General features: G+C 70.8%; 17 protein-coding genes and 1 tRNA gene. 10 read left to right on the top strand and 8 right to left on the bottom strand.

The window, feature by feature from the left end:
- The first annotated feature begins 44 nt into the window (after window positions 1–44).
- The 3 genes from AB3M82_RS10030 to AB3M82_RS10020 all read left to right on the top strand — a co-directional run bounded on the left by AB3M82_RS10030 (window position 45) and on the right by AB3M82_RS10020 (window position 3845).
- Window positions 45–917 carry an alpha/beta fold hydrolase gene (locus tag AB3M82_RS10030; protein WP_412957558.1) on the top strand — a complete coding sequence of 291 codons (873 nt, stop codon included), beginning with the start codon at window positions 45–47 and terminating at the stop codon, window positions 915–917.
- A 183-nt stretch (window positions 918–1100) separates the two neighbouring features.
- Window positions 1101–2549: a basic amino acid/polyamine antiporter gene (locus AB3M82_RS10025; RefSeq protein ID WP_412957556.1), complete on the top strand. Its 1449-nt coding sequence runs from the start codon at window positions 1101–1103 to the stop codon at window positions 2547–2549.
- A 39-nt stretch (window positions 2550–2588) separates the two neighbouring features.
- Window positions 2589–3845: an arginine deiminase gene (locus tag AB3M82_RS10020; protein WP_412957553.1), complete on the top strand. Its 1257-nt coding sequence runs from the start codon at window positions 2589–2591 to the stop codon at window positions 3843–3845.
- 55 nt (window positions 3846–3900) lie between these two features.
- On the opposite strand, the gene AB3M82_RS10015 is transcribed toward AB3M82_RS10020, so the two are convergent.
- A complete protein-coding gene (locus AB3M82_RS10015; protein WP_412957551.1) occupies window positions 3901–4824 on the bottom strand; it encodes a PASTA domain-containing protein in 924 nt (307 codons plus the stop codon).
- Between the two features lie 580 nt (window positions 4825–5404).
- Between AB3M82_RS10015 and AB3M82_RS10010 the strand changes: the two genes are divergently transcribed.
- The 5 genes from AB3M82_RS10010 to AB3M82_RS09990 all read left to right on the top strand — a co-directional run bounded on the left by AB3M82_RS10010 (window position 5405) and on the right by AB3M82_RS09990 (window position 7788).
- A complete protein-coding gene (locus AB3M82_RS10010; protein ID WP_412957550.1) occupies window positions 5405–5845 on the top strand; it encodes a hypothetical protein in 441 nt (146 codons plus the stop codon).
- Between the two features lie 77 nt (window positions 5846–5922).
- The gene (locus tag AB3M82_RS10005; protein ID WP_412957547.1) at window positions 5923–6192 is read left to right on the top strand and encodes a type II toxin-antitoxin system VapB family antitoxin; all 270 of its coding nucleotides are present in this window, start codon (window positions 5923–5925) and stop codon (window positions 6190–6192) included.
- Complete coding sequence (locus AB3M82_RS10000; RefSeq protein WP_412957545.1) at window positions 6189–6593, top strand: PIN domain-containing protein; 405 nt, start codon at window positions 6189–6191, stop codon at window positions 6591–6593. Before AB3M82_RS10005 ends, AB3M82_RS10000 begins: the two co-directional genes overlap by 4 nt.
- A gap of 24 nt (window positions 6594–6617) precedes the next feature.
- Window positions 6618–7301 carry a DUF1345 domain-containing protein gene (locus tag AB3M82_RS09995; RefSeq protein ID WP_412957543.1) on the top strand — a complete coding sequence of 228 codons (684 nt, stop codon included), beginning with the start codon at window positions 6618–6620 and terminating at the stop codon, window positions 7299–7301.
- Between the two features lie 58 nt (window positions 7302–7359).
- The gene (locus tag AB3M82_RS09990) at window positions 7360–7788 is read left to right on the top strand and encodes a hypothetical protein (RefSeq protein WP_412957542.1); all 429 of its coding nucleotides are present in this window, start codon (window positions 7360–7362) and stop codon (window positions 7786–7788) included.
- Between the two features lie 82 nt (window positions 7789–7870).
- Here the strand turns inward: AB3M82_RS09990 and AB3M82_RS09985 are convergent, their stop codons facing one another.
- A complete protein-coding gene (locus tag AB3M82_RS09985) occupies window positions 7871–8917 on the bottom strand; it encodes an NAD(P)-dependent alcohol dehydrogenase (RefSeq protein ID WP_412957541.1) in 1047 nt (348 codons plus the stop codon).
- A 197-nt stretch (window positions 8918–9114) separates the two neighbouring features.
- Window positions 9115–9630, bottom strand: a complete 516-nt coding sequence (locus AB3M82_RS09980; protein ID WP_412957539.1) for a putative immunity protein — start codon at window positions 9628–9630, stop codon at window positions 9115–9117.
- Between the two features lie 47 nt (window positions 9631–9677).
- On the opposite strand from AB3M82_RS09980, the gene AB3M82_RS09975 reads away from it, so the two are divergent.
- Complete coding sequence (locus AB3M82_RS09975) at window positions 9678–10019, top strand: hypothetical protein (protein WP_412957537.1); 342 nt, start codon at window positions 9678–9680, stop codon at window positions 10017–10019.
- A 169-nt stretch (window positions 10020–10188) separates the two neighbouring features.
- Here AB3M82_RS09975 and AB3M82_RS09970 read toward each other — a convergent pair.
- Together AB3M82_RS09970 and AB3M82_RS09965 are read right to left on the bottom strand one after the other, a co-directional pair.
- Window positions 10189–10279 (bottom strand) — tRNA-Ser (locus tag AB3M82_RS09970).
- A gap of 57 nt (window positions 10280–10336) precedes the next feature.
- Window positions 10337–11383 carry a hypothetical protein gene (locus AB3M82_RS09965; protein ID WP_412957535.1) on the bottom strand — a complete coding sequence of 349 codons (1047 nt, stop codon included), beginning with the start codon at window positions 11381–11383 and terminating at the stop codon, window positions 10337–10339.
- A 109-nt stretch (window positions 11384–11492) separates the two neighbouring features.
- On the opposite strand from AB3M82_RS09965, the gene AB3M82_RS09960 reads away from it, so the two are divergent.
- A complete protein-coding gene (locus AB3M82_RS09960) occupies window positions 11493–12269 on the top strand; it encodes a hypothetical protein (protein WP_412957534.1) in 777 nt (258 codons plus the stop codon).
- Between the two features lie 138 nt (window positions 12270–12407).
- Here the strand turns inward: AB3M82_RS09960 and cydC are convergent, their stop codons facing one another.
- From cydC to cydB, 3 genes are read right to left on the bottom strand one after another with little or no spacing between them, the layout of a single operon-like run.
- Window positions 12408–14108 (bottom strand): thiol reductant ABC exporter subunit CydC, encoded by a 1701-nt coding sequence (cydC, locus tag AB3M82_RS09955; RefSeq protein ID WP_412957532.1) that lies wholly within the window; start codon window positions 14106–14108, stop codon window positions 12408–12410.
- Window positions 14105–15730, bottom strand: coding sequence for a thiol reductant ABC exporter subunit CydD (cydD, locus tag AB3M82_RS09950; RefSeq protein ID WP_412957529.1), 1626 nt, complete (start codon window positions 15728–15730; stop codon window positions 14105–14107). Before cydD ends, cydC begins: the two co-directional genes overlap by 4 nt.
- The gene (gene cydB / locus AB3M82_RS09945; protein ID WP_412957526.1) at window positions 15727–16755 is read right to left on the bottom strand and encodes a cytochrome d ubiquinol oxidase subunit II; all 1029 of its coding nucleotides are present in this window, start codon (window positions 16753–16755) and stop codon (window positions 15727–15729) included. The genes cydD and cydB overlap by 4 nt, the downstream gene beginning before the upstream one ends.
- Between the last annotated feature and the right edge of the window lie 3 nt (window positions 16756–16758).

Raw genomic sequence — 16758 nt, 5'->3', positions numbered from 1 at the left:
CGGCACGGCGGATACAGTGATCGACACGGACGAGAGGTGGACGCGTGGCAGATCAGACGGACTCCCGCGCCGGCGCACGCCCTCTGCGGCGAGCCGGAAGCACCCCGCTGGTCACCGACGACGGGGTGCGGCTGGTGTACGCGGAGTACGGCGATCCCGACGGGCGGCCCGTCGTGCTCCTGGCCGGATTCACGGCCGCCGCGACGAGCTGGCGCTACCAGATCCGTCCGCTCACCGCGGCGGGCTACCGTGTGATCGCCCTCGACGTGCGCGGCCACGGCGCGAGCGATCATCCCGACACCGGCGTCGACATGGCACGGCGGGGTCGCGACCTGCAGGAGGTCATGGAGACGCTCGATCTCACGGATGCCGTCGTCATCGGCGCCTCGATGGGAGGCAACACCGTCTGGTCCTTCCTCGACCGGTTCGGAGCCGCACGGGTGGCCGCGGTCGTCATCGTCGACCAGACGCCGAAGATGCTCAACACCCCGGATTGGCCGCACGGCTTCTACGGCTACGACGAATCGAACGTCGACACCTTCTTCGCGACCGGGGTGCCCGACACCGGCGTCGGCACGCCTCTGCTGCGTCGCGGGCTGCGCCTGGTGCGGATGCTGCGGCTGCTGCGCAGCGCCGGCCGGGGCGACCTGACCCCCGGACAACTCGCGCTGCTGCACGACCACGCGACGCGCGACTGGCGTCCGGTCATCGCCCGCACGACTCTGCCGGTCCTCTTCGTGGCGGGGGCAGAGAGCGAGCTGTGGCCGAGCAGCCACGCCCGCGCCGCCGCGGCGCTCGCCCCTCGCGGCGAGTCGGCGGTGATCCTCGAAGACGGCCACGGGGCCAACATCGAGCAGCCCGCCGCGTTCAACCGCGGGGTGCTGGCGTTCCTCTCACGGGTCGCGCCCGCGAGGTGATCCGGGGCGGACACCCGCCCGCGCTCGACCTACCGCTGGGCCTCCGGCGGACACAGCCCGTTGCGCAATCGCGCGCGCTGTGCTCCCTTTGGTAGCGGAAGACGGTTTCTCCGTCGGGGAGCCGCCTCTCTGTTGCTCGCAGTCTGCATGCACGTCCGACCGGAGTGAGAAGCGGGGTCCGCCGTGACCGAAAGCACCGTGAGACCGGCGCAGCCGGCTGTCGCCACCGTGTCGCTGCTGACGCTGTCGGCGATGGTGGTGGGCTCCATGGTGGGAGCGGGGGTGTTCTCCCTGCCGCGCCGGTTCGCCCAGGAGACCGGGGTGGCCGGTGCGCTGACCGCGTGGCTGGTGGCGGGCGCCGGGATGCTCATGCTGGCGTTCGTCTTCCAGCGCCTCGCCGTGCGCAAGCCGGACCTGGATGCCGGGGTCTACGCCTACGCGAAGGCCGGGTTCGGGGAGTACACCGGCTTCTTCTCCGCCGCCGGGTACTGGGCGAGCGCCTGCGTGGGGAACGTGACGTACTGGGTGCTCATCATGTCGACGCTGGGCCAGTGGATCCCGGCGCTCGGCGCGGGAGACACGGTGCTGGCGATCGCGCTGTCGTCGGCGGGACTGTGGCTGTTCTTCCTGCTCGTGCGGCGGGGCATCAAGGAGGCGGCCGCGATCAACCGCATCGTCACGGTCGCCAAGGTGATCCCGATCATCGTCTTCGTGATCCTCGCGATCTTCGTCTTCGACCAGGCGGCGTTCGCCGAGAACTGGCAGGGCGCGGACTACGCCGGCACGCTGTTCGAGCAGGTGCGCGGCACGATGCTCGTGACGGTGTTCGTGTTCCTCGGCGTCGAGGGCGCCAGCGTCTACTCGCGGTACGCCCGGAAGCGCGAAGACGTCGGGCGCGCGACCATCCTGGGCTTCCTCAGCGTGCTGGCCATCTTCGCCTCGGTGACGATCGTCTCGTACGGCGTGATGCCGATGGCCGAGATCGCAGAGCTGCGGCAGCCGTCGATGGCGGGAGTGCTCGAAGCCGCGGTCGGCCCCTGGGGCAGCGTCTTCGTCTCGGTCGGCCTGATCGTCTCGGTGCTCGGGGCCTACCTGGCATGGACGCTGATGGCGGCGGAGGTGCTGTTCGTCGCGGCGAAGGACCGCGACATGCCGCGATTCCTGGCTCGCCAGAGCGACCGCGGGGTACCGGTGAACGCCCTGCTGATGAGTGCGATGCTGTCCCAGGTCGTCCTGGTGCTCACCTACTTCTCCGAGGACGCCTTCGACTTCGCGCTCGACATGACGGCGGTGATGACGCTCATCCCGTTCCTGCTCGCGGCGCTGTATGCGCTGCGGCTCCGCCTGACGCGCGAGACCTATGAGGGCGCGCGGTCGTCGACGCTCACCGTCGATCTGATCGTGGCGGCACTGGCCACGATCTACACCGCGTTCCTCGTCTTCGCCGCCGGCGTCGACCTCCTGCTCATCTCGTTCCTGTTCTACGCACCGGCCACGGTGCTGTTCGCCCTCACCCGCCGCGAACAGAAGCGTCGGGCCTTCAGCCCCGCAGAGCTCGCCCTGTTCCTCGTCGTGCTCGGCCTGGCGGTGCTCGCCGTCATCGGGCTGATCGCCGGCTGGGTGACCATCTGAGTCCCGCTGTCCCGCTCGCATCCGTCGAAAGGAACCGTCTTGACCACGATCACCGGCACTCCCCTGTCCCACGGCGTCCACTCCGAGGTCGGGCGTCTCCGAAAGGTGCTGGTCTGCAGTCCGGGACTGGCTCAGGAGCGGCTCACGCCGTCGAACTCCGACGACCTGCTGTTCGACGACGTGCTCTGGGTGGAGGCGGCCCAGCGCGACCACCTGGACTTCGTCAACAAGCTCACCAACCGCGGGGTCGAGGTCGTCGAGCTCCACGATCTGCTCGCGCAGACCATCGCCCTGCCCGACGCGCGCTCGTGGGTGCTGGACCGCCGCGTGGTCGCCAACCGCGTCGGCCTGGGGCTCGTGGACGACACCCGTGCGTTCCTCGAGGAGCTTCCCGCCCGCGACCTCGCCCGGTACCTCATCGGCGGCCTCTCGGTGCGCGACCTTCCGACGGACGTCCGCAGTGGATACCTGTCGCTCGCCCGTCACACCCCGGACTCCCGCGAGTACCTCCTGCCGCCGCTGCCGAACACGCTGTACACCCGCGACACGACGTGCTGGATCTACGGCGGCCTGACCCTCAACCCGCTGTACTGGCCGGCGCGGAAGGACGAGACGCTCCTGATGAAGGCGATCTACTCCTTCCACCCCGACTACGCCGATTCGACCGTCTGGTGGGGAGACCCGGAGCAGGACTGGTCGCAGGCCACGCTCGAAGGGGGCGACGTCATGCCCGTCGGCAACGGCGTCGTGCTGATCGGGATGAGCGAGCGGACCTCGCGCCAGGCGATCACCCAACTCGCCAAGAGCCTGTTCGACCAGGGGGCCGCGACCGAGGTCGTCGTCGCAGGGATGCCGAAGCTCCGCGCCGCGATGCACCTCGACACGGTGTTCACCTTCGCCGACCGCGACCTCGTCACGATCCACCCCGCCATCGTCGATGCCATCCACCCCTACGTCCTGCGTCCGAGCGACAGGAAGCCGGGTGTCGAGGTCACCGACGAGGAGGGGACGACGTTCGTCGACGTCGTCGCCCGGTCGATGGGGCTGTCCGCGCTGCGGGTCGTCGAGACCGCGGGCGACGTCTACGCGTCCGAGCGTCAGCAGTGGGACTCCGGCAACAACGCCGTCGCGCTCGAACCCGGCGTCGTCTTCACCTACGACCGCAACACCCTCACCAATGCCGCCCTGCGCCGGGCCGGCGTCGAGGTGATCACCATCGTCGGATCCGAGCTGGGTCGCGGCCGCGGCGGCGGGCATTGCATGACCTGCCCGATCGCCCGCGACCCGCTCGAGTGACCCGGGGCACGGATCCCGTCCTCGACGGCGGACGGGTCATGGAGCGGGTGCGCGACTAGCCCTCGTGGCAGATCCCGTCGCCGTCGCCGTCGCGGCAGTACGTTCCCTGAGTGCGGCGTTGCTCCTGCTCACGCCGGAATCTCTCCACGCTCTCGGCGCTGTCGACCGCGCGCCGTCGCCACTCCTCCGCCTCCGCTTCCGCCGCACGACGGCAATCTCCGGCGCCGGTGACGTAGTTCGCCGCCGTCTCTTCCGCCGCCGCCGCGAGAAGAGGCGCATAGTCGTCGCGGACGCTGTTCCCGCTCGCCTCGTACGAGTAGGGCTCGTACGAGGCAGGGGCGTTGTAGTCGCCGTACAGCCCGGGCCCGCCCGAGAGACCCTCGGGAACCCACCAGCCCGTGCGAAGGAGCTGCTCGTTCGCCGAGTCCGCCGGGCGAGCGACACCGGGCTCGTTCGCGCCGTCGGGCAGCACATGGACGAAACCGTCGTCGGTGTCGGGATCGCTCATCACCACCAGCACGCGCTGTCCGATTCTGAGTGTCGTCTTCAGCGCCCCCAGGGCTTCGACGATCTCCGTGGAAGAGGGGTCCGCGCAGAGCGGCGCCACCGGGGTGACGAGATCCAACTCGACCTGGCGGTCGTCGATGTAGACGGTGGAGGGTCCCTGCTGATCCTCCTCGCGATAGCCGGTGACCACGCCGGTGAACAGCCGCTCGTTCGTGTGCAGGAGCTCGTTGCGTCGACCGTCGGCGATCTCGGTCGTCACCTCGTCGTGCTTGAGGATGCGCAGGAACACCTGATCACCCTCCTGTGCGAACGTTCCCGGCGGCTTCTCCTGTGCCACCACCACCCAGTTGGACGCGATCCATACCGATCGATCCTCCTCGCTGGCGTCGTCCTCGTAGATGCGCAGGCCCAGGTCCTCCCCGGCCTTCTGCGCGTCCGGGAGAGTCATGCCCACGAACTGCGGTATGACCATCCAGCCTTCCCGTTCCCAGTGCTCCCGCACCGGCTCCACAGGAGGGGCGGAAGGGCTGTCGGCCATCTCGTCGGCGATCGCGCTCGTGCGGTCGTCTGGGCCACCGTCGGCCGAGGGGCGCGGTCCCGACGATCTGCGCGACCGTCATCGCGGAAGCCAGAAGCACGCTGACGCTCGCCAGAGCGACGCCCGTCACCCAGAGCCGTTTCGGCTGCCGCATCCGGGCTGCGATCAGATCGAGCACGAATGCCACGCCTGCCAGCACGACGCCGAAGAAGGGGATCACCCAGAGGATCGCAGACGAGACCGACAGCCCCAGCCCCCACCGGGCGGCACTTCCCGCACGCGGCCGGGCTCCGTCGGTCGGCGGCTTCGGGTCCCCGGGCGACGCGTCATGTGAAGGCGGGGGCGCCGAGGTGCTCATGAGGTCGATCCTAGAAGGCATCGGATGCTCGCCTTCGCCCGGCCGCCCGCCCGGCGCTGTGCGCGCTCCGTGCCAGGCGGCGGATCATCCTGACGACGGATGCCGGTACCTCCCCCGCCCGATGCCGTGCCCGCCCCGGCCGACGAGGCTGGACACATGAACGCACGAACGGCCCTCGCCGCCCCCGCCCTGGTCCTCGCGGGGATGCTGTCGCTGACCGGATGCTCCGCCTACGAGAGCCTCGTCCACAAGCAGGCGACCTCCACCTTCGACGATGCCGAGGCCTTCGCAGCCGGGGCGGAGGTCGACGCCGACTGGGTTCCCGCCGACGCCACGGAGATCACCGTGCGGACGTCGACGGTCGAGAAGGCCGCGGATGCCGTCATCCTCCTCACCAGCACCTCCGCGCTGCCCAACGACTGCGCCGAAGTGGAACGGCAGTCCGCCCCCGCGTGGGCACTCGAAAACGCCCCGGACCCCTACGAGGCCGCGATGGTCTTCGCCTGCGGCGACTGGAGCGTGATGGCCACCGGCAGCGGCTGGTACGGCTGGACCCCGAACTCCGACGGCGAGCGGAGCGCCGCCGCTCTGGGCTGACGCGACGGTCGGCCTGTTCCCGGGCCTTCCGGCGGCTATATAGTGGTCTATACAAGCCCCCGGATGAAGGAGGAACCGTGGCCGTCACGTCCATCGACATCGACCCCGTCGAGCTGAAGCAGGCCAAGGAACTCGCGGGCACGACCTCCAACCGCGAGACCGTGGACCTCGCCCTGCGCACCCTCATCGCCGTGCGTCGCCAGCCTGCCGCCGTGGAGCGCATCATCGGGCGTCGCTTCGGCGCCGACCAGATCGACTCGCCGACGATCACGCCACCCGCGACCACCGTGCCCAGCGGGAGCACTCCCCGCAGGCCCGCTGCACGCGGCACGAGCTCTGGCCGGTGACCACGTACCTCGTCGACAACAGCATCTGGCAGAAGGCGGGCAGGAGCACCGCGATCGCGGACCGGCTCCGAGCGCTCTCGCCGAACCACCTCATCATCACCTGCCCACCGCAGGTACTCGAGTACTGCCACTCCGCTCGCGACGCCAGAGAGTACGGCGAGCTGCGCGCGGACATGGAGGGGCTGCTGGCGGCGTGGGAACACCCCGATGAGCAGGACGCCCTCGACATCCAGCAAGCCCTCTGGGACACGGGGCTCCTGCGCGCCGCGGCAGCCTTCGACTGTCTCATCGCGGCGTACGCTGTCGCCAACGACGCCGTGATCCTCAATTCCGACCGCGACTTCGGCTACATCGAGCTGGCGACCGAAGGCAGGGTCCGCCAGGAGTACGTGGCCGCCTGAGCGCTCGAGCTATACCATCGAGCCATGCCGCCGGAGGTCCGCCGCACTCCCGCGCTCGCCCGCGAAGGCGTGCGCAATCTGGTCTCGCTCGGCATCGCCGCCGTCGTGTCGGTCATCGCGCTGTTCGGCTACAACGCGGTGCATCCGGTGCGGTTCTCCGGCGACACCGTCGCGCTCACGGCCTTCGTGTTCTGGATCGCGTACTCCCTGGCGTTCCTGATCCTCACCCAGACCACCTTCGGCCGGCTGGACGCCCCCACCCTCCGGGCCTGGCTCGGCGCGACGAACAGCCCCAACCGCAGCGCCGCGATCCCGACGCTCGCCGCCCAGTGGGCGCTCCTCGCGGTCTTCGCGGTCACCCTGGTCCTCCTCCTGCCCGGCCTGCTGGACAGCGTGCTGGCGAACGCGCTCAGCTTCGCCGTCGTCATCTCGGCCTGGCTCGTCACGGTGACCGCCTATGCGATGCACTACGCCCGGCTCGACACCCAGGAGCACTCCGTCGATCTGCCGGGCGAAGCCGGCGACGGCCCGGTCTTCGCCGACTACTACTACCTCTCGGCGCAGATCGCGACGACCTTCTCCTCTTCTGACGTCAGCATCCTCACCACTCGCGCGCGGGCCATCGTCACCGGCCAGACCTACATCTCCTTCGCCTTCAGCACGTTCATCATCGCGATGCTCATCAGCGTCCTCTTCCTCTCCGACTGACCCCGACGGATGCCGAGGCGACCTGTTCGTTCGGCCCGACCCGCCGTATCGTGAGCGCATGGATGCGGAACTCGTCACCGTCGTCTCCGCAGTGGTCTCGACGGCTGCGTCGGTAGGAGCCTTCGTCGTCGCTCTCATCGCGCTGCTGCGGACACGCCGGAACAAGGCCGCCGTGCTGGACGCCCAGGTCGAAGCCGACTTCGTCGCCCGCGTGCTGGCGAAGGTGCTTCGACTGCTGTCCGACGAGGCCCGGAGCGAGCAGCCGGGGGACGACGCGTTGCGGGACGACGAGCGGAGCCTGTCGGCGACCCTGGCTCGGGAGTCGGCGGCGCGTCCTGCACTTGCCGAGCTGAGGTCGGCGGTCACGGAGTGGGAGAAGCTCACCCCGCGGGAGCAGCGCATGCACGACGACGGACCCTGGGCCGGATACGAGGAGTCGCAGCGCCGCACGGATGAGAGATCGGACGAAGACCCCCGCCGCGGCTGAGGTCGAGACGGAGACGAGGAAACCCCCTCACGGAGAGGGGGTTCTCGAGGCGCGGGAGTCGTCCTCGCCTTTCGTCTGCGTGTCAGGGCACGATGACCGCACGGCCGCGGATGCTGTTCGAGGCGAGGTCCTCGTACGCCTTCGGGCCGTCGTCGAGCGAGTAGGTCTCGGTCTGCACGTGGATCCGGCCCGCCCGGGCGAGATCCAGCACCTCGATGAGCTCGGAGCGGGAGCCCCAGTACGGGATGCGGACGGTCGCGTCGAAGGCGATCGACCCGAAGCCGAGCGTCATGCTCCCGCCGCCGATGCCCACGATCGTGACGTCGGAGTCGAGGGCGGCGACGCTCTGCGCCAGAGCCATCGTCGGGTTGGCGCCGACGAAGTCGAACACGGCGTTGGCGCCGAGCCCGCCGGTGAGCTCGCGGATCTTGTCGGCGGCGGACGCATCGCTGATGAGCACGTGGTCGGCGCCCACCTCGGTCGCCAGGCGCAGCTTCTCGTCGTTCACGTCGAGGGCGATGACCGTGGCGCCCGAGATCGCCTTGAGGATCTGGATGCCGACGTGCCCGAGTCCTCCCGTGCCGATGACGACGGCGAAGGTGCCCGCGCCGAGCTTCGGGAGGGAGTTCTTGATCGCGTGGTACGGGGTGAGGCCCGCATCGGTCAGCGAGACGTTCTGGACGGGGTCGAGGTCACCCAGCGGCACGAGGTGGCGGGCGTCGTCGACGATCATGTACTCGGCCATCGAGCCCTGGCTGCCCAGCCCCGGAGGACGGATGCCTTCGGCCGCGGCGTTCGTGCAGTAGTTCTCCTTGCCCATCGAGCAGTTGTGGCAGCGGCCGCAGCCCCAGGGTCCGTAGACGGCGACGGCATCGCCGACCTTGAGCGTCGAGTCGACGCCCTCACCGATCTCGTGCACGATGCCGGCACCCTCATGACCGAGCGTCAGCGGCAGCGGATAGCCCTGCTCGAGATAGTCCTTCTCGGGCAGACCCATGACGTAGTCGTCGGAGTGGCAGACGCCGCCCGCGGTGATCTTGAGCAGGACCTGACCGGGGCCGGGCTTCGGAATCGGGATGTCGACGACAACCGGGGGCTTGCCGATCTCGACGTAACGGAGGGCTTTCATGGGGGTTACCTCTTTCTGACGCGGGGTGGTGTGCCGCGCGGTGCGGAAGGCGGGAGCATCCGATCGCGTCCCTTCGATTATCGGCCCGGTGGTCGGGAGGCGGCTCGGTTCCGCCGCCTCCCGCTGCCTCTTGACTCAGACCGGGCGCAGGTGCCCTCGACGTGTCAGGCCGCGTGTCGACGGATCACCGTCGCGCCTCAGGTCTGACCCCGGATCGCCACATCGAGCTCGGCCATGAGCCGCGAGAGCCGTGAGGACCCGCCAGGAGCCGCCGGGTACCTGCGGAGGACACCCGGCACCGGCTCCCTGGCCAAGACAGCGAGGGAGCCGACCTCCGGTGTGCCGGTTCGCAACTCGGAGACTCGCGCGGCGCACGCGGCGGCTCGAAGGATGTGGCCGACCTGCGTCGCCTTCGCGATCGGATGAAGATACGCGGCGGCAGCCGCATCGCCGCAGGCGAGCGCGGCGAGCTGCGCCGACTCGCCTTCCACTTCTTTCGCGGCTCGGTGCGCGGCGAAAGCCGAGACTCTCTGCAGATTCGATCGCGGGCTGCCCGCGGCGAACACACACGCCGCGTCGAGAGCTTCCTGCGGACGAGAGTCATCAGGGGCGGCGGCTTCGAACTCGGGCAGCAAGCGCTCCGCACATGCAGCCGCAAACCCGACGACCGCTCGCAGCTCGTCCGCCGTCAGATCGAAGTCACCTGCGCCCATGGACCCATCCTCTCGCTTCTGTCGGAGTCCTGTCGGAGGATGGATGCGTGCGCTATCTGACGATCGAGATTCCGGTGCGGTGGTGGCAGCGCGTCGACGGGTGCGTCGACAACTCGATCGCGATCGATGTCGTCGACGGGGTCATGGAGACGGTCATCGCCGGCTCGTGCGTGCGCGATGCGGGATGGCGGGCGGCAGCAGCGTACGAGGGTGAGCGCGACGGTTACGGCTGGCCTCCCCCGGAGCATCCACTGGCGATTACGCTGCGACTCGAGCACTGGGACTGGGTGTTGGCCCAGCTGGACCGCTGGGAACCTCATGCGAGCGACGGCGCCGCGGAGAACGCCGACGTTCGCGCCATCATCGACACTTCGCTCACCTCTGGATAGCTCCTTCCTCGGGAGGGAGTGGGTCCACAGGCATCCCCCACGGCAGCTCTCGACGCCATCGCGCGAACCCCACCGACACACGGTCGAGGTCGACGGAAGGGTGCGCCACAGATACACCACGTTCCACCTTGGGAACGGAAAAACCCCCTCACGAGGAGGGGGGTTTCCATGGCGGTGACGGTGGGATTTGAACCCACGGTAGGGGGTTACCCTACACAACTTTTCGAGAGTTGCACCTTCGGCCGCTCGGACACGTCACCGCGGAACAGCTTACGACACCGCGGCGTCGCGCGCGAATCGGCGGCAGCGCTCGCGGGTCACCAGGCGGCCGCGACCTCGGCGTGGGTGCGCAGGATGCCATCGGTCGAGCCGGCGGGGGCGCGACCGATGCCGCACTCGGTCGCGACGCCGAACGCGGCGACGTACGGAGCGGCGGCGGCGATGCGGCGGGCCGCTCCGTCGGCGCCGTCCTCGCGGTGCACGAGTCCGAGGTAGAGCTCGGCGACGGGGGTGAGCTCGGCGAGCGGGGCGAAGTACTCGAGGTCGTCCCGCTCGATCGGCACGGGCAGGTGCAGCCAGGTGAACGCACGCGCGGATGCCGCGGCCACGGCGTTCGCGTAGCGCACGAGGTTCCCGGCATCCGTCGGCTCGACGAAGTGGCGCTCACCGGCGTCGCCGTAGCAGAGGTGCACGCCCACCTCGACGTCGGCCGGCACGGCGTCGACCAGCGTCGCGAGGCGCGTGACGAGGCCGTCGAAGACGTCACCCTCCCACCAGGCGTCCATCAGCGCGCCATAGCCGGAGGCGCCTTCGATGATGCCCATCTCGCTCGCGACGTCCCACTGGATCGCGAGGTCGTCATGCGGGATGCCCGAGAGGATCCCATCGAGCTCGCGCAGCATCGCCGCCGTGTACACGGGCTCGAACGCGGCTCGGTCGTCGCCCGAGAAGAACGACGAGATCACGGCCACCGGCGTCGGGAGGGCGACCTCGAAACGGGTCCCCTCGGCGATCGCGCCCTCATCGCGCAGGCGGCGGAACACCGCGTACGACTCGAGGGCCGCGGCGGCGTAGCCCAGCGCGGGAACGCGGATGTCGGCGGCATCCGCACCGTCGGCGATGCGCAGCGGACGCGCGTCGAGCCCCGCACCGAACGGGATGGGCTCGTCGCCCACGCGCTCGATCCCCTCGGCCTGCCCGAGCACGTCGGGCTGGAACATGATCCAGTGGAACCGCTTGCCCACCTCCCCGTCGGGGATCCGGCGGAGATGCCCGCCCAGGAGCTCGGATGCCGTGCGCATCGTCGTCTCGGCATCGTCGAAGTTCACACTGCCCACGAGAAGGGCACCCTGCGGCTGCGTCATCCCCCCAGGGTAGCGGCGGCATCCGACACCGTTATGCACGGTCGGCGCCCGGGCGGCCGGCGGGCGCCCCGGTTAGGATGGCCTAAGAACCCCGAAGGAAGGGTGCACCATGGCGTTCCTCACCTCCGAAGCTCTGGCCGAGACGGGCTACGTCGTCCTCGACGATCGCGACGAGCCGGCCGACCCCGCCGAGTGGCTCGACCTGCAGTACATCGGCTGGCGCTCCTCGGGCATCACGCGCTTCGCCCCGCTGGCCAGCTACGCCGGAGAGCTGGAGTGCAACGGGTTCTGGAACCACACTCCCCCGCGCACCGACAAGGACGGCGTGTGGGTCGAGTCGCAGGTCGCGATCGCCCCGAGCCTGCAGCGCCGCGCGATGGAGCCCGGCGCGCCGATCGGCCGCTGCCGCGTCATCGAGCTGCAGCCCAACGACTACGCCGACGCCATCTACAACCTGCATCAGGACGACAACAACCGCCTCAACGACGAGGGCACCGGCTGGGTCGTGCGCGGGTACGAGAACCTCACCGACGACCGCGACTCGATGCTCATCCTGCGCGCCGACCGGTTCGACCCCGCCACCGAGACCCGTCTGCCGCTCGGCGCCGGATCGCGGATCGTCGTCGACACCCAGCGCTTCTGGCACGCGGTCTGGCACCGCGGCACGACCCCGCGCTATGCCCTCATCACGTCGTGGACCTCGGGCCCCGAGCTCGACGCCTACATCGCGGCGAACCACGGCGACCCGCATCCGCCGACCGTCGACCTCGACCCGGCATTCGTCGACGCCGCCCAGGTGGAGCTGCACCGCCGCATCGAGGAGCGCCGCCGCGCCTTCGAGGCGCAGGGCATCGTCATGGAGCCGCCGACCCCGCTCTACGGCTGACCCCGCACTCCGGTTGCTGAGCGAGCGCAGTGAGACGAAGGGCCACCGCGAGAGGTCATGACACGCCGCGACGTCGCCGCACCATACGGCGTGTCTTGACCCCTCGCGCCCCCCCCACCGCCCTCCCGGGAGACCCGCTCAGACGGTGCGGCCGCCCTCGATCCGCACGACGCGATCGACCGAGCCGGCCGGCGGTTCGACGTGCGAGATGAGCAGCACCGACTGCTCGCCCGCGGCGGCGAGCAGGTCGCGGAGCAGCACGTCGGAGGCGTCCGGATCCACACCCGCGGTCGGCTCGTCGAGCACGAGCACCGGGAAGCCGCGCAGCAGCGCACGGGCCAGGGCGATGCGCTGCGCCTGACCGCCCGAGACGAGCGCCCCGCGATCACCCACCCGCGCATCGAGGCCGCCGCGCGCCCGCACCCAGTCGCCGAGCCCCACCCGGTCGAGCACGGCGAGCAGTTCACCGTCGGTCGCGGTGTCGCGGGCGAACAGCAGGTTCTGGCGGATGTCCTCGTCGAACAGCTGCGGGCTCTGCTCGCACAGCCCCACGACGCGGCGCAGCGCCGGACCCGCGAGTGCCGTGGCGTCGATGTCGCCGAGCAGGTACGTGCCCTCGATCCGCAGGAAGCCGACGAGCGCGGCGGCGAGGGAGCTCTTGCCGGCGCCGCTGGGACCGGCGACGAGCACGCGCTCGCCCGGGTGCAGATCGAGAGAGACGCCGCGCAGCGCGGGCGCCCCGCCCGGCCATGTCGCGCGCACGTCGCGCAGCCGCAGCGCAGGGGTGCCGGCCACCTCGGTCGACGCGCCCTCGTCGTCGCGCACCTCGTCGGGCACGCGCGACGGCAGCACGTCGACGATGCGGGCGGCGCTCGAGCGCACGCTGCGCCAGGATGCCGCGGCGACGGGCACCGCGCCGAAGACCTCGAACACGACCATCGGCACGAGCACGACCACCGCGAGCCAGGGTCCGTCGATCGCGCCGGTCGCCAGTCCCGGGGAGGCCGCGGCGAGCGCCCACACGGAGGCCGCCCCGGCGACCGCCGACACGACGCCCGCGGCGACGGCCTGCGCGAGGGAGGCGCGGGTCACGACGCGGCGGAGCGCGGCATCCGCTCGGGCGATGCGATTGCGAGCCTCGGGCTCCGCGCCGTACGCGAGGAGCACGTCGAGGCTGCCGAAGTAGTCGACGAGCGCGGCGGAGAGGTCGGCGCGCCGCGCGGAGACCGCCGCCTCGGCACGTGAGCCGAACAGCCAGCCCATCCCGACCGCGGCGGCGCCGGCCACGAGCAGGCAGACCGCGAGCGTGAGCGCGGCGACGGGAGACACGAACGCCACGAAGCCGACCGCTCCGACGGCGACCAGCGCCGAGACGGCGAGCGGCTGCACGACCCGCAGCGGCAGGTTCTGCAGGTTCTCGACGTCGTCCACGAGCGCCGAGAGCACCTGCCCGCGGTCGGTGCGTCCGAGGCCGGCGGGCGACAGCGGGATCAGCCGGCGCACCATGTCGGCGCGCGTCGTCGCGAGCTGCCGCAGCGCGGCGTCGTGTCCGCTCAGCCGCTCGAGGTAGCGGGTGACCGCCCGCGACACGGCGAAGAACCGCACCCCGACGACGGCGATCGACAGCGGCACGAGCGAGTCGACGATCGAGGCGCTGACGATGAGCCAGCCGCTGACGGCGAGCAGGCTGACGGCTGCCGCGGCGGAGAGCACACCCCAGATCAGCCCCGGGGCGAAGCGGGAGGACGGCGGTTGGGCGAGGCGCAGGACCGCGCGGATGCGGTCGGTCCGGGTCGGATCGACGGAGCGGATGCCGTCAGCGCGGGTCGGGGCGGTCACACGCTCACCCCCAGCGCGACCACACGGTCGGCGATCTCGCGCGCCGAGCGACGGTGGGAGACGAGGATCACGGTCGCCCCGGCATCCGCCCTCTGCCGCAGGGACGCCCACAGCTGCGACTCGGTCTCCGGGTCGAGGGCGCTGGACGGCTCATCGAGCATCAGCACGCGGCGCGGATCGGTCGCGTGCCGGTACAGCGCGCGGGCGACGGCGACGCGCTGCGCCTGCCCGCCCGAGAGACCGCTCCCCTGCACGCCGAGCTCGAGCTCCGGGTCGAGGTCGGCACAGGCCGCGGCGAGCGCCGCCCGCACCCGCTCTCTGTCGGGCTCCGGGTCGCCCAGCGCCACGTTGTCGGCGATGCTCCCGCGGAGCAACCCCGGCGCCTGTCCCGCCCACGCGGTCCAGTCGGCCGGAGCGAGCGCCCGCACATCGACGCCGTCGACCCGGGCGCCGCCCTCGAACGCCGTCGCCCCGCGCAGCGCGGCCAGGAGGCTGGTCTTGCCCGAGCCGCTGGGCCCCTCGATGAGCGTGATCGTCCCCGGCTCGGCCGTGAACGACACGGGCGGCAGGTCGCGCACGCGCAGGCCGTCGACGACGAGGGCGGCCGCGGTCGCTCCGATCCGGAAAGCGCCGGGCTCCGAGGACTCGTGCCCCTCACCGTCGGCCCGCCCCGCATCCCGGGCCGCGTCCAGCACCTCGAAGATGTCCTCCGTGGCGGCCACGCCCTCGGCGGCGGCGTGGAACTGCACTCCGACCTGACGGATCGGGAGGAAGGCCTCGGGGGCGAGCAGGAGCACGAACAACCCGACCTCGAGCGAGAGGTCGCCCGACAGCAGGCGGAAGCCGACGGCGACCGCGATCAGCGCGACGGCGAGCGAGGACAGCAGCTCCATCGCGAACCCCGACAGGAACGAGAACCGCAGCACCTTCATGGTCTCGCGGCGGTAGGCGTCGGCCGTGACCTCGATGCGGTCGGCGGCGCGACGCTCCCGGCCGAACAGCCGCAGCGTCGCGAGTCCCTGCACCGTGTCGGCGAAGCGCACGGCGAGCTGCTGCAGCGTCTGCCACTGCCGGCGCTGCACCGTGCGGGTGGCGATGCCGATGAGGATGAGGAAGAGCGGGATGAGCGGGAGCGTGACCGCCGCGGTCAGGCCGCTCGGCCAGTCGAACCACCACATCACCGCGAGCAGCACCGGCGTCGCGATCACCGTCATCACGAGCTGGGGGATGTACCGCGCGAAGTAGGAGTCGAGCGCCTCGAGCCCGTGGCCCGCCGTCACGGCGAGTCCCGCCTGGTTGCGCTGCGCGAGCCATCCGGGGCCGAGGCGCCCGACCGCGCGGATCAGCGCCGCCCGCAGCTGCATGCCGGTCTTCGCGGCGGCCCGCGTGCCCGCGGCATCCGAGGCGGCGATGAGCAGACCCCGGAGTAGTGCGACCGCGAGCAGGGCGAGGAGAGACGCCGAGACGTCGCGCCCCGCGAGCGCCCCGGTCACGGCATCCGTCAGCAGCCAGGCGAAGACGATCACGACGGCGGTCTGGAGGATGCCGATCAGGGCGGATGCCGCGAGGAACCCCCTCGCGGCACCCGCGTAGCGCAGCAGTCTCGGGTCGACGGGTTTCACGCGTGCGCCGGCGCCCCCTCGATCGAGCTGCGGGTGACGCGCTTGCGGAAGACCCAGTACGTCCACGACTGGTAGGCGATGACCAGCGGGAGGGCGATCAGCGCGGTCCAGCTCATGATCTGAAGCGTATACGGCGTGCTCGACGCGTTCGCGATCGTGAGGCTGAACGCGGGGTCGATCGTCGACGGCATGACGAAGGGGAACAGCGCCGCGAAGAGCATGACCACCGCGAAGAGCACGGTGGCCGCGCCGGCGGTGAACGCCCGTCCGTCGCGACCGAGCAGCGAGAAGCCGACCGCGCCGATCAGCAGCACCGCAGCGATCCCGCCCGCGCCCACCACCAGCCACAGCAGCGGGGCCTCGCGGCTCATCGCGATGCCCACGGTCCAGACCACGGTCGCCGCGGCGGCGAGGATCGTGGGGCCGGCGGCCAGCTTCACGAGGCGCCGGGCGTCGTCGTGCACGGGACCGTCGGTCTTGAGCGCGACGAACAGCACCCCGTGCAGGAAGAACAGCAGCAGCGTCGTGACGCCCACGAGCAGCGGGTACGGGGCGAGGAGGCCGAAGAAGCCGCCCACGTAGATGTGGTCCTGGTCGAGCGCGACCCCCTGCACGATGTTGCCGAAGGCCACGCCCCACAGCAGCGCCGGCACGACCGAGCCGATCACGATCATCCGGTCGAAGCCCTGCTTCCACCGCCGGCTTTCGCGCTGGTGCCGGTACTCGAACGACACCCCGCGGAGGATCAGCGCGAGCAGGATCAGCAGCAGCGGCAGGTAGAAGCCGCTGAACAGCGTCGCGTACCACTCGGGGAACGACGCGAACAGCGCCGCGCCGGCCACGATGACCCAGGTCTCGTTGAGGTCCCACACCGGGCCGATCGTGTTGATGACCTGGCGGCGGGAGACGTCGTCCTTGCCGAGGAACGGCAGCGACATGCCGACGCCGAAGTCGAAGCCGTCGAGCACGAAGTAGCCGATGAAGAAGAAGGCGACGATCCAGAACCAGAGCGTTGCGAGATCCATGAT

The sequence above is a fragment of the Microbacterium californiense genome, from assembly GCF_047246625.1.
Lineage (GTDB): Bacteria > Actinomycetota > Actinomycetes > Actinomycetales > Microbacteriaceae > Microbacterium.
The sequence above is the reverse complement of the archived record's forward strand: the minus strand, read 5'-3'. Positions and strand labels throughout refer to the sequence as shown.

Excerpts from the sequence above, each read along its gene's own strand:
- AB3M82_RS10015 (WP_412957551.1), bottom strand. The coding sequence starts at position 4,824 with ATGGTCATACCGCAGTTCGTGGGCATGACTCTCCCGGACGCGCAGAAG.
- AB3M82_RS10010 (WP_412957550.1), top strand. The coding sequence starts at position 5,405 with ATGAACGCACGAACGGCCCTCGCCGCCCCCGCCCTGGTCCTCGCGGGG.
- AB3M82_RS09995 (WP_412957543.1), top strand. The coding sequence starts at position 6,618 with ATGCCGCCGGAGGTCCGCCGCACTCCCGCGCTCGCCCGCGAAGGCGTG.
- AB3M82_RS09990 (WP_412957542.1), top strand. The coding sequence starts at position 7,360 with ATGGATGCGGAACTCGTCACCGTCGTCTCCGCAGTGGTCTCGACGGCT.
- AB3M82_RS09985 (WP_412957541.1), bottom strand. The coding sequence starts at position 8,917 with ATGAAAGCCCTCCGTTACGTCGAGATCGGCAAGCCCCCGGTTGTCGTC.
- AB3M82_RS09980 (WP_412957539.1), bottom strand. The coding sequence starts at position 9,630 with ATGGGCGCAGGTGACTTCGATCTGACGGCGGACGAGCTGCGAGCGGTC.
- AB3M82_RS09965 (WP_412957535.1), bottom strand. The coding sequence starts at position 11,383 with ATGACGCAGCCGCAGGGTGCCCTTCTCGTGGGCAGTGTGAACTTCGAC.
- AB3M82_RS09960 (WP_412957534.1), top strand. The coding sequence starts at position 11,493 with ATGGCGTTCCTCACCTCCGAAGCTCTGGCCGAGACGGGCTACGTCGTC.
- cydB (WP_412957526.1), bottom strand. The coding sequence starts at position 16,755 with ATGGATCTCGCAACGCTCTGGTTCTGGATCGTCGCCTTCTTCTTCATC.